Origin of the sequence: Gelidibacter mesophilus DSM 14095 (assembly GCF_000423005.1) — a bacterium.
Taxonomy (GTDB): domain Bacteria; phylum Bacteroidota; class Bacteroidia; order Flavobacteriales; family Flavobacteriaceae; genus Gelidibacter; species Gelidibacter mesophilus.
Map to the genome: position 1 here is coordinate 220,457 of NZ_AUHD01000006.1, position 14,199 is coordinate 234,655.

The 14,199-nt window shown below is 36.4% G+C and carries 13 protein-coding genes; 8 read left to right on the forward strand and 5 right to left on the reverse strand.

Annotation, left to right across the window (positions count from 1 at the left end; all coding sequences use genetic code 11):
* Positions 1 to 60 precede the first annotated feature (60 nt).
* The 5 genes from G525_RS0108105 (at position 61) to clpX (ending at position 4,835) form a co-directional block, all read left to right on the forward strand.
* Positions 61 to 828, forward strand: a complete 768-nt coding sequence (locus tag G525_RS0108105) for an alpha/beta fold hydrolase (protein ID WP_027125723.1) — start codon at positions 61 to 63, stop codon at positions 826 to 828.
* Positions 829 to 864: 36 nt separating this feature from the next.
* On the forward strand, positions 865 to 1,212 hold the full coding sequence (locus tag G525_RS0108110; RefSeq protein WP_027125724.1) for a phage holin family protein: 348 nt from the start codon (positions 865 to 867) through the stop codon (positions 1,210 to 1,212).
* Positions 1,213 to 1,410: 198 nt separating this feature from the next.
* Positions 1,411 to 2,733, forward strand: coding sequence for a trigger factor (gene tig, locus G525_RS0108115; RefSeq protein WP_027125725.1), 1,323 nt, complete (start codon positions 1,411 to 1,413; stop codon positions 2,731 to 2,733).
* Between the two features lie 130 nt (positions 2,734 to 2,863).
* On the forward strand, positions 2,864 to 3,544 hold the full coding sequence (locus tag G525_RS0108120; protein ID WP_027125726.1) for a ClpP family protease: 681 nt from the start codon (positions 2,864 to 2,866) through the stop codon (positions 3,542 to 3,544).
* 58 nt (positions 3,545 to 3,602) lie between these two features.
* On the forward strand, positions 3,603 to 4,835 hold the full coding sequence (gene clpX / locus G525_RS0108125; protein ID WP_027125727.1) for an ATP-dependent Clp protease ATP-binding subunit ClpX: 1,233 nt from the start codon (positions 3,603 to 3,605) through the stop codon (positions 4,833 to 4,835).
* A 301-nt stretch (positions 4,836 to 5,136) separates the two neighbouring features.
* Here clpX and G525_RS0108130 read toward each other — a convergent pair whose 3' ends face one another.
* The gene (locus G525_RS0108130) at positions 5,137 to 6,651 is read right to left on the reverse strand and encodes a GH3 auxin-responsive promoter family protein (protein ID WP_027125728.1); all 1,515 of its coding nucleotides are present in this window, start codon (positions 6,649 to 6,651) and stop codon (positions 5,137 to 5,139) included.
* Between the two features lie 72 nt (positions 6,652 to 6,723).
* Between G525_RS0108130 and G525_RS0108135 the strand changes: the two genes are divergently transcribed.
* Both G525_RS0108135 and G525_RS0108140 read left to right on the forward strand, forming a co-directional pair.
* Positions 6,724 to 7,518 (forward strand): DUF2797 domain-containing protein, encoded by a 795-nt coding sequence (locus G525_RS0108135; protein WP_027125729.1) that lies wholly within the window; start codon positions 6,724 to 6,726, stop codon positions 7,516 to 7,518.
* Between the two features lie 126 nt (positions 7,519 to 7,644).
* Positions 7,645 to 7,878, forward strand: coding sequence for a hypothetical protein (locus G525_RS0108140; protein ID WP_027125730.1), 234 nt, complete (start codon positions 7,645 to 7,647; stop codon positions 7,876 to 7,878).
* A 34-nt stretch (positions 7,879 to 7,912) separates the two neighbouring features.
* Here the strand turns inward: G525_RS0108140 and rpsU are convergent, their stop codons facing one another.
* From rpsU to G525_RS0108155, 3 genes are all read right to left on the reverse strand, one after another.
* Positions 7,913 to 8,107 carry a 30S ribosomal protein S21 gene (gene rpsU, locus G525_RS0108145; RefSeq protein WP_027125731.1) on the reverse strand — a complete coding sequence of 65 codons (195 nt, stop codon included), beginning with the start codon at positions 8,105 to 8,107 and terminating at the stop codon, positions 7,913 to 7,915.
* A gap of 33 nt (positions 8,108 to 8,140) precedes the next feature.
* Positions 8,141 to 9,004: a sigma-70 family RNA polymerase sigma factor gene (locus G525_RS0108150; RefSeq protein WP_027125732.1), complete on the reverse strand. Its 864-nt coding sequence runs from the start codon at positions 9,002 to 9,004 to the stop codon at positions 8,141 to 8,143.
* 182 nt (positions 9,005 to 9,186) lie between these two features.
* Positions 9,187 to 11,850 (reverse strand): AsmA-like C-terminal region-containing protein, encoded by a 2,664-nt coding sequence (locus tag G525_RS0108155; RefSeq protein ID WP_027125733.1) that lies wholly within the window; start codon positions 11,848 to 11,850, stop codon positions 9,187 to 9,189.
* 386 nt (positions 11,851 to 12,236) lie between these two features.
* On the opposite strand from G525_RS0108155, the gene folK reads away from it, so the two are divergent.
* Positions 12,237 to 13,388: a 2-amino-4-hydroxy-6-hydroxymethyldihydropteridine diphosphokinase gene (folK, locus tag G525_RS0108160; protein ID WP_027125734.1), complete on the forward strand. Its 1,152-nt coding sequence runs from the start codon at positions 12,237 to 12,239 to the stop codon at positions 13,386 to 13,388.
* Positions 13,389 to 13,504: 116 nt separating this feature from the next.
* Here the strand turns inward: folK and G525_RS0108165 are convergent, their stop codons facing one another.
* Positions 13,505 to 14,065, reverse strand: coding sequence for an RNA methyltransferase (locus G525_RS0108165; protein WP_027125735.1), 561 nt, complete (start codon positions 14,063 to 14,065; stop codon positions 13,505 to 13,507).
* Positions 14,066 to 14,199: the final 134 nt, after the last annotated feature.

Sequence of the window (14,199 nt, forward strand, 5' to 3'; positions counted from 1 at the left end):
GTCATCGGTTATCCTCCAACTCAACTCTCCTAAATTATAAATTTACAATCATAAATAACTATGCATCTACATTCCACAATTTTAGGCGAAGGCCAGGCTTTTATTTTTCTCCACGGATTTCTGGGGATGAGTGACAATTGGAAAACGCTAGGTACAAAATTCAGTGAAGTCGGTTACGAAGTGCATCTTATCGACCAACGGAATCATGGGCGTAGTTTTCATAGTGATACGTTCAACTATGAGGTTATGGTGGAAGACTTAAAACGTTATTGTGACGAACATCAATTAAAGGACATAGTGCTTTTAGGGCATTCTATGGGAGGAAAAACGGCGATGTTGTTTGCTGTCGAGTATCCAGAAGTGGTGTCTAGATTGATCATTGCAGATATTTCTCCGCGCTACTATCCAACCCATCATGACACTATTCTTAAGGGCTTGTCAGCCTTAGATTTTCAAGCGCTAAAGAGCAGAGGAGAGGCAGACGAAGAATTACAAAATTATATTTCCGATGTTGGAACTCGGCAATTTTTACTTAAAAATTTATATTGGAAAAAAAAGGGGACCTTGGCATTACGGATCAACCTTGAGGTTTTAAAAGAGCAAGTCAATGAAGTTGGGGAGCCGTTGCCAATGCATTCTAAATTTGAAAAAGACACTTTGTTTTTGCGAGGTGACCGCTCAGAGTATATTTCCACACAAGACGAAACTTTGATCCATTCGCATTTTCCAAAATCGAAAATTGTAACCATCTCGAATGCGGGTCACTGGTTGCATGCTGAAAACCCCACCGATTTTTATGCAGAGGTCAATGATTTCCTGAACACCTAAACCAACATTTTTTGTGTCTTAAAAAATAAAACAACCATGAATTTAATTATCAGATTATTGTTGACTGCCGTTACCGTTGTGGTATTGGCTAAATTTCTTCCGGGAGTGGAAGTTGCCGGATTTACTTCCGCGATTATTTTGGCCATTGTCCTGGGGCTGCTCAATGCTATTTTAAAACCAATTTTGGTCATTATGACCTTGCCTATTACAATCCTAACATTAGGTTTGTTTCTCTTGGTCATTAATGCCTGTATTATCCTGTTGGCAGATGAGTTTATGGGAGGATTTGCGGTCAGCGGATTTTGGATTGCACTTTTATTTAGCTTGCTATTATCGTTTTTGGAATCCGTACTTTATTCATTGCTAGACAAAGACAAAGGATAACCTATAAATCAAGTGTTTAAAAACTTTGTTCAGATTTAAAAAATTCGTACTTTTGCATCCCAAAATTAGACCGATTTAAGGGTCTAATTTTAAGATGGAATATAGAGGTAGATTGAATTTATCTGAATGCTTTAATAGATTTTTGACAACTATAAAATCACGAAATATAATACGCCAATTGGCATTATTAATTAAAATATGAATATTACAAGAGAAAACATTGACGCATTAAATGCTGTTGTAAAAGTAGATATCGCTAAAGAAGATTATAGTGATAAAGTAGAAAAGATTCTTTCAGATTACCGAAAATCAGCTAATATCCCTGGGTTTAGAAAAGGACATGTACCAATGACCATGGTGAAAAAGCAATACGGGAAAGCTGTTTTGGTGGATGAGGTGAATAAGCTTTTACAAGATGCGCTTAAAAAGTATATGACAGAAGAGAAATTGGATGTCTTAGGCAGTCCTTTGCCAAAAGCCCAAGATGATTTAGACTGGGATGCAGATTCTTTTTCATTTGAGTTTGAATTGGGCCTAGCGCCAGAATTTGAAGTAGAGCTGAAAGGTAAAGATCCAATCAAACATTACACCATTGTGGCTGATGACAAAATGATTGACAATCAAGTGGACCACATTCGTAAGCAATACGGTAAATTGATTTCTCAGGATGCCGTTACCAAGGATTCAGAAATTGTTGGTGTCTTTGTAAATGAAGAGAAAGAAATCAACAATAAGGCAACATTTACTTTAGATAAGATCAAAAGTAAAAGTGCTGAAAAATCATTGCTAGGTGCTAAAGTTGGAGATGTGATCACTTTAAGTACGAAAGGCTTGGTGAATGACGATCATGATCTGATGAATTTCTTAAAAGTATCTCATGACGATGTGCATGGATTGGATGTTGACGTCAATTTTACGGTTGAAGAAATCAACACCAGAGAATTGGCAGATTTAGATCAAGAATTGTTTGACAAATTATTTGGTAAAGATGTCGTGACTTCAGTTACTGAATTAAAAGCCAAAATCAAGGAAGACTCTGAAAAGCAATTCGGACAACAGGGCGATCAAAAATTCCTAAATGATGTTACTGAATATTTGGTTGAAAACACAAAATTCGATCTTCCAGCGTCGTTTTTACAGAAATGGATGCAAACGGCAGGTGAAGATGAATTGAATGCAGATCAGGCTAAGGAGGAATATGAAAATTCTGAAAAAAGCATGCGCTACCAATTAATCGAAGGCAAGCTCATTGAAAAGTATAATTTGCAAGTTACTTTTGATGATTTGAAGGATTTTTCTAAAGAAATGATCAAAGTGCAAATGGCACAATTTGGTCAAATGGATCCTCAAGATAAAGAATTAGAAGATATTGCGGCACGTATTTTGTCTAATAAAGACGAGGTGAGACGTTTGTCAGAGCAATTGATGAGCCAAAAGCTGTTGGAGCTTTATAAAAAGGAGGCCAATCTTAAAGCTAAAGAAATCACTTACGATGATTTTGTAAAAGAGTTTTACAGCTAGTAATTATAATTAAATCGTTATCTTTAGAGCGTAAAACTGTCATGTTTTACGCTTTTTTTGACGCTTTGGCAGTCATCTAACTATCCCAGTAATTCTGGGGTTTTACGAATTTAAGAACTAAATTATATTTATGGATTACGGAAAAGAATTTGAAAAATTTGCGATAAAAGATCAAGGTATCAGCAGTACTTATTATAATCAAATTTTGAGCAGCATGTATCCTGTTGGTTTGACGCCAAACATTATTGAAGAGCGTCAAATGAATGCAGTTTCAATGGATGTGTTCTCTAGACTGATGATGGATCGTATCATTTTTATGGGTACAGGCATCAATGATCAGGTTGCTAATATTATTCAAGCACAACTACTGTTTTTGGAAAGTACGGATGCTTCTAAGGACATACAAATATATATCAACTCTCCAGGAGGCAGTGTTTATGCAGGTCTCGGGATTTATGATACCATGCAGCTTATTAAACCAGATGTAGCGACCATATGTACAGGAATGGCGGCATCAATGGGAGCTGTTTTATTATGTGCAGGAGAAAAAGGAAAACGTAGTGGATTGACGCATTCCCGCGTTATGATCCATCAACCATTGGGAGGTGCTCAAGGTCAGGCTAGTGATATTGAAATTACAGCAAGAGAAATTGTCACCTTAAAAGAGGAGCTCTACAAAATTATAGCTAAACATTCAGGTCAAGACTATGAAAAAGTTTATAATGATAGTGATAGAGATTACTGGATGAAAGCCGATAGAGCCAAAGAGTACGGCATGATTGATGAGGTTTTATCTGGAGCAAAGAAATAAACATTTCAAAAGTTATCTCTAGAGATGGAATTTGAAATAAAGATGAATTAGAAGAATTATGGCAAAGGAAGAATTAGAATGTTCGTTTTGTGGTAGGAAAAAGCCAGAAACCAGTTTGTTGATCGCAGGACTGGATGCACATATATGCGATAGATGTATTGAGCAGGCCCACGGGATTGTTTTGGAAGAGTCAAAACAAAGTGGCAATGCTGAACTGTCGTCAGAATTGATGCTTAAAAAACCAATGCAAATCAAGGGGTTTCTTGATGAATATATAATTGGTCAAGAATACACCAAAAAAGTCATGTCGGTCGCCGTTTATAACCATTATAAGCGCTTGTTGCAACCGGCAACCAATGATGATATTGAAATTCAAAAGAGTAATATCGTCATGGTGGGGCAAACCGGAACAGGAAAAACCCTTATGGCAAAAACCATTGCAAAAATGCTTAATGTGCCTTTGGCCATTGTGGACGCAACAGTATTGACTGAGGCTGGTTATGTTGGTGAGGACGTGGAAAGTATTTTGACACGTTTATTGCAAGCCGCAGATTACAATCTTGAAAAAGCTGAAAAAGGCATTGTTTTTATTGATGAAATCGATAAAATTGCTCGGAAAAGTGATAATCCATCCATTACAAGAGATGTATCTGGAGAAGGTGTGCAACAGGCTCTATTGAAACTGTTGGAAGGAACTACGGTCAACGTTCCTCCAAAAGGAGGTCGTAAGCACCCTGATCAAAAGTTTATTGAAGTCAACACCGAGCATATTCTCTTTATTGCTGGTGGTGCATTTGATGGTATTGAGCGCATCATTTCTAAACGTCTTAATATGGCCGCTATTGGATATAAAGCCGCCTCTCATGATGATGTCATTGATTCAGAAAACTTACTGCAATATATCATTCCAAAAGATTTGAAGGATTTCGGATTAATTCCCGAAATTATCGGGCGTTTACCAGTTTTGAGTTATATGGATCCTTTGGATGCTAAAACATTAAGAGCCATCTTAACGCAGCCAAAGAACGCGATCATCAAACAATATCAAAAATTGTTTGAAATGGATGATATCAAATTCAGTATTACGGATGGTGCTTTGGATTTTATTGTTGATAAGGCCATTGAATATAAGTTGGGTGCTAGAGGTTTAAGGTCACTTTGCGAAGAGATTTTAACTGATGCCATGTTTGAATTGCCTAGTGGTACTATAAAAAAACTACATGTTACTAAAGAATACGCTGAGGACAAGTTGGATAAAACTACTTTGAAACGTTTGAAAGCGGTCTCATAGGTGTTGCAACCTTATTTTAAAAAACAAAACCACTCTTTTCAGGGTGGTTTTTATTTCTTTTTTTGGATTAAGAACTAATATTGCAAAAACAATGCTTTAAGTATGTCTACAATAGAAACCTATTGTTTTTTGCTTTTCTTGATTCATCAACAGTAAAACATGTGATTGTTTTATTTTGATTACTACACTGTAAATATAGTCGCATATTTGATAGATAAAAACGCCTGGCATTATTTTTAGACCAAGCTTACTTTATATTCGATTAAAAAATACGATGTGCTATTTCTTACGCCAAACGGCATTATACATTTAACTTTAATAACCCGTCAATATAATGACGTGTGTTCGATAATCGTGGGACTTTATGCTGTCCGCCTAACTTATCTTGCTGTTTTAGCCAATCATAAAATAATTGAGGTCTGGCCATATGTATTTTAGGACTGTTAAGTGTGATATTGTTGTAGCGCTTTGCTTCGTAATCTGAATTTAATGATTTGAGAGCATTGTCTAACAGTTCGTTAAAATAATTAATATCTTCTGGAGGTGTTTTAAATTCGATGAGCCATTCGTGTGCACCTTTGTCTCGGCCGCTCATGAATATGGGCGCTGCCGTATAATCTACAATCTGTGCGTTTGTTTTTTTACATACTTTCTTTAAAGCATCCTCGGCATTTTCAATGATCAATTCTTCCCCAAACACATTGATATGATGTTTGGTGCGTCCGCTAACTTTAATGCGGTATGGGTTTAACGAGGTAAAACGTATCGTATCACCAATTTTATAACGCCAAAGTCCGGCATTGGTAGTAATGACCACGGCATAGTTTTTATTGAGTTCTACTTCAGATAATGGAATGATCCGTTGTTCTGCAGTACCGTAGGCATCCATAGGAATAAATTCATAAAAAATACCGTAATCTAGCATTAATAATAACTCACTGGAACTATTTTGGTCCTGAATGGCGAAAAACCCTTCAGATGCATTATAGATTTCATAGTACCTGAAATTCTTTCTCGGTAAAATTTCTTTATATTGATCTACATACGGCAGGAAACTCACGCCACCGTGAAAGTAAACTTCCAAGTTGGGCCAGATCTCAAAAACACTCTGCTTGTTGGTGGTTTCCAGAACAGTGTTTAATAGCACCAACATCCAGGAGGGAACACCTGCAAGACTGGTCACATTTTCATTAATGGTTTCGTTGACAATCGCTTGCATTTTATGTTCCCAATCGTTCATTAATGAGACCTTACTACTTGGGGTACTGCTAAATTCTGCCCAAAACGGCATGTTATCAATTAAAATCGCCGATAAATCGCCGTAAACGGTACCGTTATCATTATAAAGTTCTTTACTGCCACCAAGTCGTAAACTCTTACCGGTAAACAATTGCGAGTTTTCATTATTGTTAAGATACATGCATAACAAATCCTTACTTGCGGCATAATGGCACTCTTCAAGAGATTCATAGCTCACGGGAATAAATTTGCTTTTGGCATTTGTAGTGCCACTCGATTTGGCAAACCATTTAATAGGTGTGGGCCAAAAAATGTTGTTTTCACCCATTCGGGATCTTTCTATTTTGGCTTGGTTTTCTTCATATGTAGTAATCGGAAGTCGTTCCGCAAACGTGCGGTAATTGGTAATGCTGGCAAAGTCATAGTGTCTGCCAATCTCCGTGTCTTTTGCTGTTGTAAGCAAGTCTAGGAGTAATTCATTCTGTACTTCATTCGGATATTTTAAAAACAAATCGATTTGATGAAATCGCTTTTTCAAGAACCAGGAAGCAATAGAATTTACTAATGGAATTGGCATATTTGTAGTATCTTTAAAGACTAAAAATAACACTTTTTTTAAATAAATTCTTCTAAATTAAATTTTAAATAAATGACGTACCAAGGGGTCTTGACCAAAATGGCAACCGAGTTTTCACATCCTATACAATACTATCTTGTTTTTGAAAATGACTTTATCAATATGAATCAGTTGTTGGATAAAAAGGTCACCATTCAATTTGTTGGCTACCAATGTCTCAGCTGTTCACTGAATAAGCCAATTTACAGACAAGGTTTTTGTAAAAGCTGTTTTTTTGATATCCCGCAAGCAGCCGATTGGATCATGAAACCAGAATTGAGTACGGCTCATTTAGATATTGAAGACCGCGATCTCGATTATGAGAAAAATGTGCAGTTGAAACCACATATTGTGTATTTGGCCAATTCAAGTAACGTTAAAGTGGGAGTGACCAGAAAATCTCAGGTACCTACCCGATGGATTGACCAAGGTGCACATGAAGCTATTGAGATTGTTGAAGTGCCAAACCGTTATTTGGCAGGCATCACAGAAGTCGCACTAAAAGACTATGTGGGTGATAAGACCAACTGGCGCACCATGCTAAAAAATGATGTGGTAGATGAAAATCTGATAGAATGGCGAGAGCGCTTAAAACCATACATTCCTGAAGAAGCTATAGATTATTTTATTGCCAACAATACGGAGACTAACATTGAGTTTCCCGTTTTGCAATATCCTGAGAAACCAAAAAGTCTTAATTTGGAAAAAACACCAACTTATGAAGGGGTGTTGAAAGGTATTAAAGGACAGTATCTCCTTTTTGAAGATCAAACAGTCTTCAATATAAGAGGAAGTGAAGGTTATGTAGTTGCGCTATCTATAGCGTAAGCCTCCCAATTAACATTAATTTACAAGTCTAAACTTTCTAAACGCTTCATTTTTTCGTAATTTCAAGTTATCATATTGGTTATGATTTTGAAAAGCCGATAAGATAGACCTAAAAATTAAAAAATCATGAAAATTCCGGTAATGTTTTACGTGGCAACTACTACCTTGCTTTTGGTTACCTTGACAATTATGGTAGCTATGGAGATGCCTTTTAGCTGGGTATTTTATCTCACTTGTTTGGGAGAGGTATTAGTAGTCGTGATGGTTTATAAAGTGCTAAGGGATACATACACCACTGATAAGACTTTTGAAGATTTTTATGAAGATCATCCTATTGGAAAACAAAAAATCACGTCATAACAACGTGATTTTTTTATTTTTTGTTTCAAAAAGATTACATGTTCTCTTGATCTCTCAAGTTCTGTATATAAGCAGCCTTTTGTAACTGTCTTCTCTTTTTAACTGAAGGTTTAGTGAAATACTGATTTTCTCTCAAATTCTGCATCACTTTCACATTTCTGTGTTTACGTTTGTAACGTTTAATGGCGCGTTCAATGTTTTCGCCTTCTTTGATTTCGATTCTTAACATAGATAATTTTTAGAGTATATAATGTATTTAAGACTATCCCAAATACGTTTTTAAAATTTTGCTTTTTGAAGTGTGCTTCAATCTTCTGATCCCTTTTTCTCTAATTTGACGCACGCGCTCTCTAGTTAAATCAAACGTTTTACCAATCTCATCCAAGGTCATTGGTGGTTGGTCACTCAGTCCGAAATTCAATCTAATAACGTCACTTTCTTTTTGAGAAAGTGTGTTGAGCGCTCTATCAATTTCCAAGCTTAATGATTCTTTCATTAAACTCTGATCAGGATTAGGAGAATCGCCAGAAGAAACCACATCATATAAACTTGAGGTTTCACCTTCCTTTAATGGTGCATCCATTGAAATGTGTCGTCCTGAGTTCTTCATAGACTGTTTTACATCCTTCAATGTCAAATCCAATTCTTTGGCAATTTCTTCAGCACTGGGCGGACGTTGATGCGCCTGCTCCAAAAACGAATAGGCTTTGTTGATCTTATTGATCGAGCCAATTTTGTTCAAAGGTAATCTAACTATTCGAGATTGTTCTGCTAAAGCTTGAAGAATTGCTTGACGAATCCACCAAACAGCATAAGAAATAAATTTGAAACCTCTAGTTTCATCAAAACGTTTCGCTGCTTTTACCAATCCAGCGTTACCTTCATTAATTAAATCGGGTAGGGTTAAGCCCTGATTCTGATATTGTTTTGCGACAGATACAACAAAGCGGAGGTTGGATATGGTGAGTTTATCTAAAGCTTCCTGATCGCCTTCTCGGATGCGTTGTGCCAATTCCACCTCTTCATCTGCTGTAATCAATGGGAGTTTGCTAATGTCCTGGAGATATTTATCAAGGGATTTGGATTCTCTATTGGTAACCTGCTTCGTAATTTTTAATTGCCTCATGTAGTCTCTTGTTTTTATATACGTTAACTGTAACCATACATTATAACTATTTAATCCACAAAAGCAAACATTCTCACATTACTTTAACATAATTGATTAATTTTTTTTAAATTGCAGGTTGTTTTGAGCTGTTTTGATGAAAACTTTCGTTTTTTTTAGGAAATTGACTAATCTTGATAAGTCTAATTCACCGAATCTTTCTTCTTCTTTTTAGAATTGAAAATGTCTTTCAGGGTATTCTTAATGACATCCTCAGTGGTTTTAGTACTATCTTTTTTAACTGGTGGGACCGGAGTCGTCGTTTGGGTAGAATCTTTTGGGGTTGTCGTTGTTGGATCTTTTTTTGTAGTTCCACCAAGCGCACCACCAATAAGATCTTTTATATGATTAGTACCTTTACCAATTAACTTCTGCTTTTCAATTTCAATGAGTTGTTTTGTTAAATTTGTGACGCCACTGGTTAAATCTGTAGATACTTTTGGACTTGTAAACGATCCTGTAATATTTGCCGATATTGGAATGGTAATTTTATTGACTTCATAATCATTGATCTTTCCAATCAATCGGTTGATGTCGCTTCCTAAGTATTTGGCGGGAACGTTAAAAACCGCATCATAAGACATCGTGTTGTCAAAGCCGTGCGCTCCAGAAACCACAATGCCAATATCTTTATACGCCAAGTTAAAAGGCTGAACCTTTACTTTTCCGTTAGCGAATTCTAGATTGGCCTTTAAATTATTGAGGTCAAGTTTGCCAAAGTCGATAAAATTAAGAGCGCCTCCTAATTGAGATAATACAGGACTAGCATTTTTGTCAATATCTGTAGTCAGTAATTCGGCACGTGCTGTTCCAGAAATGGTATTCAAATTGGGAGAGAACTCGTTATCCAGAGTTCCTGAAATATTAATATTTGTATTTAATTTTCCCTTAAGAGCTTTGGCAATAGGTACCAAGCTTTGCAACATTTCAAGATCATTAAAAGATTTTGAAATGTCAAAACTGCTAGCATCCAAAGTTAGATTGAAAGAAGGTGTATCTGCCTTGGTGCTCACATTTCCAGAAACCAATAAAACACCATCAAATATGCTGGAGCTTAACTTGTTAATTGTGGCCTGTTGATCTTTAATGGTTAAAACACCAGTGACATTCTTTAAATTTAGGTTGTCATAAATCACCGTATTCGCATTGGCCGTTATAGTGCATTCCAGGAATTGCGGAATTTTCAACCCTTCTGTGGTGGTGACTGATTTTTGCGTATCCCCTTTAGCGGCAACTTCTGTATCCTCGCTCATAAAATCATTCAGCGCTAAGGTGTTTGAATTGAGGTTGAAATTTCCTTTTAAATTAACTTTCTTGCTGAGCATAAAACCAATCAAATTATGTATGGTTCCTTTTGCTGAGAAATCGCTTTGTCCCGTTTTTGCATTAAATTTATTTAAGGACACGGTTGAAGGATTAAAAGTCATGTCTGCTTCTGAAATATGCAACGGCTGGTTCATGGCATCTGAGCTAAAAACTAAATTGCTAATATGTGCATTTCCAGACGCTTTAATTCTGTCATAGGCACTGGTCTCAATCGCATTCATGTCAAACGCTGTATTCAATTTTGCTCTAAGAATCCCGCTCAATTCATTTTCCAGTTCCAAAGGATAAGCTTTGGTAAGGTTTGCCAAATTTAAAGTGCCATCAACATCAGCATTGACGAGCATGTTCCCGGTTAGGTTTTTAACAAGGGCAGAGGCTTTAAAGACATCGCTATCAATTTTGAAATTCAGAGTGTTGATGGCTACATAAGTATCGTCAGCATTTCCAGTGTCATTTTTAATTTCGGTGTCAATCACAATATTTTCAACACGCTTCGGCAAATCTGGATATTTGAAGGACGCATTCTCAGACTTAATGCTGATATCTAACGTAGGAATGGTGGTTTCAGTAACTTTCCCCTTGATAATGCCGTTAATGTTGAAGTTGCCGGTAGTTTCAACATTGTCTAAGTTTTTGGAATAGGTTTCAGGAATAACGGCCAAAAAGTCCTTAAACGAAGAGCCTGTGTTTTTAAATGATAGATCAATGAGTTGGCCTTCCTCTATCAGCTGAACAAAACCGTTAAATTCAATCGGCAATTGATTAATGAGGGCTTTATTTTCTTTGAAAGTATATTTTTGCGCATTTAGATCGAGATCTATTAAGGCATCCAACTTGATATGGTTATTGTTCAAATAATTGGTGCTATCCATTATCAAACTAACGTTGGCTTCAGATTTTGTATCCAATTCAGAAACTTCTCCTGAAAATGTACCTTTTCCAGTATGATTTAGTTCAGTCACGTAAAATTGCATGTCTCCAGGAACATCAATATAGGTCAGCGCACTGTTTTTAATGCTGTAATCTTGAATGTCAAAAGAAAAATTAGAAGACGTTATCGTGTCTTGAGGAGCATCGCTTTCTTTTACGATATCGTAATTAACGTTCCCAAAGGCATCCGTTTTTAAGGTCAATAGCGCTTCATCAACATTTATGGAGTTTATAATAATCGATTCGTCATCAGATTTTAGAAGTTCTTTGATGGACATTGTGAAGTTGATGTTTTTTGCAGTGACAAAGGTCTCGTCTTTAAAAGGTTCGAAATTTGTGATTACCAAATCGCTCACTTCTACATGTGCCTGCGGAAAACTTCTGAACAAACTCAGGCTCACATCGCTAAACTCAACATTGGCATTGAGATTTTGATTGATATAATTTTTGACCATTCCTTTAATTTGCGATTGAAAAACAAAAGGCAAGGCAATTAATAAGATAATCAGGACGAGTAGGGTAATTCCGGTGATTTTGAGAAATTTCTTCATTTAAAAATTTAGTTTTGCTTTCATTAGGATGAAAAGCTGATAGTTTAGTAAATATATACGTAAAGTGTATTTTAAAAGACGGTGACGTGCCAAAGTTTAATAAAACTTTAGCAATTTTCATTTTGCCTCATCTACTTGGGCTTAAAGTTTGAAAACGTGATGCTATAAGCATTAGTGACAATAAATAAAAAGGCTATTGATGGTCATGCGTTTTCTAAATCTGCGCCAAGCAATATTATAGCTGAGCTGCAAATATACTTGAAGTAGACTTGGTTAAAAATAGTTTTAAATTTTATTTAGAGATTTGGCTAACGACTACTTGTAAATTTTTTTTCAAAGAAAACTTACTGCAAAATGGTTTTGTTTTCATTATTTTGGCATCCATTATGACCCTACCCCACAAAGTTTATATTGCACTTGGCAGTAACAAAGGCGACAGATTGAAACATCTGCAAGATGCCATAGATCTGGTATTTAAAAATCTTGGAAAGATCAATATCATTTCAAGGGTTTATAATACACCAGCGTTGGGTTTTGAGGCAGGTGCGTCTGTTGATGATTTTTTGAATACCTGTATTTTTATAGAAACCCATTACACTGCTGATGAGGTGATGCAGAAACTTCTCGATATTGAAACCAAACTAGGACGCACAAGATTACTTGGAAACGGTTACGAATCTCGAACTATTGATCTTGATGTGCTTTTTTATGATGACGCTATTATCTCGTCAAAATTGATCACTACGCCGCATCCACAGCTGCACAGGCGTAAATTTGTACTACAGCCTTTAAATGATATTGCCTCTAAGGTGGTGCACCCCGTGCTTAAACAATCAGTTTTGGAGCTTTTAGAGTGCTGTGAAGATGTTAGTGCCATTGAGCCAATCAATATTTGGTTGAAAAATCCGATGAAGCAGTATAAGTTTGGCAATTATAATTATATCGCCATCGAAGGAAATATTGGTGCGGGAAAAACAAGTTTGACGCATCAGATCTCTAATGATTTCAATGCCAAACTCATTTTAGAACGCTTTGCGGACAATCCATTTTTGCCAAAATTTTACGAAGAGCCACAGCGTTATGCCTTCACTTTGGAGATGTCGTTTCTGGCCGATCGATATCAGCAAATTAGTGATGATTTATCGCAGTTGGATTTGTTCAAGGATTTTATGGTAAGTGATTATGATATTTATAAATCGTTGATTTTCTCTAAGATTACCTTGCCGGAAGATGAATTTAGGCTGTATAGGAAGCTTTTCTATCTGATGTATAAAGATATAGCCAAGCCAGACCTATACGTCTATTTATATCAAAACACAGAACGGCTGCAAGAAAATATCAAAAAGCGCGGGCGTGACTATGAGCAGAACATTCAAGATGACTATCTTGAAAAAATCAATACGGGTTATCTGGAGTTTCTGAAAAATCAGACGGAACTGAATGTGAAAATAATTGATATCTCTAACCGGGATTTTATCGAGAATAGAGCAGATTATTTATGGATTTTAGAGCAGATTTGTGAGAAGCAGGAAGGTTGAAGTTGGAGCACGAGGCACGAAGAATAAAGGAGACTCAAAGCTGTTTTTACAATAAAACAGAGGTTCGGCTTTGCGCCTCTACGACAATAATAAAACACGTGTTTGGAATTAGGGGCTTATTCCCCGGTTTTTAGTAAATTCTCACTTTTAGCTCCCAGCTTACTGAAGACATCCCAAACTACCACCCCGCAACTTACAGATATATTTAAGGAATGTTTTGTGCCAAACTGCGGAATTTCCAAAATAACATCACTCGCACTTACCACGTTTTGAGCTACGCCTTTCACTTCGTTTCCAAAGACCAATGCATATGTAGTCTTTAGCTCAGGCTTAAAGGCGTTCAACATGACCGCATGTTCTGCCTGTTCAATGGAAGCAATAACGACGTTTTCGGATTTTAATTTTTTAATTAAGTCGATGGTGTTTTCAACATATTCCCAAGCTACGGTGTCCGTGCTGCCCAAGGCAGTTTTGTGAATGTCTTTATGGGGTGGTGTTGCCGTTATTCCACAGAGGTATATTTTTTCAACCAAAAACGCATCACTGGTCCTAAATACGGAACCTATATTGTTCAAACTTCTAATATTGTCCAAAACAATGATTAAAGGCGATTTTGCAGTCGTTTTAAATTCGTCAACGCTTAATCGGTCGAGTTCGCTATTTTTTAATTTTCTCATGGAACATCTCTGTTTTTCATTACTCCTCATTCCGTAGATTGGCAGGAGTATCTTTCTGTATCCGAGGCTGTTTTTTGGTTCACTAATTGTAAATAACTTATGAGCGCTCCGTTTTCCAAACCTTCAAATAATAA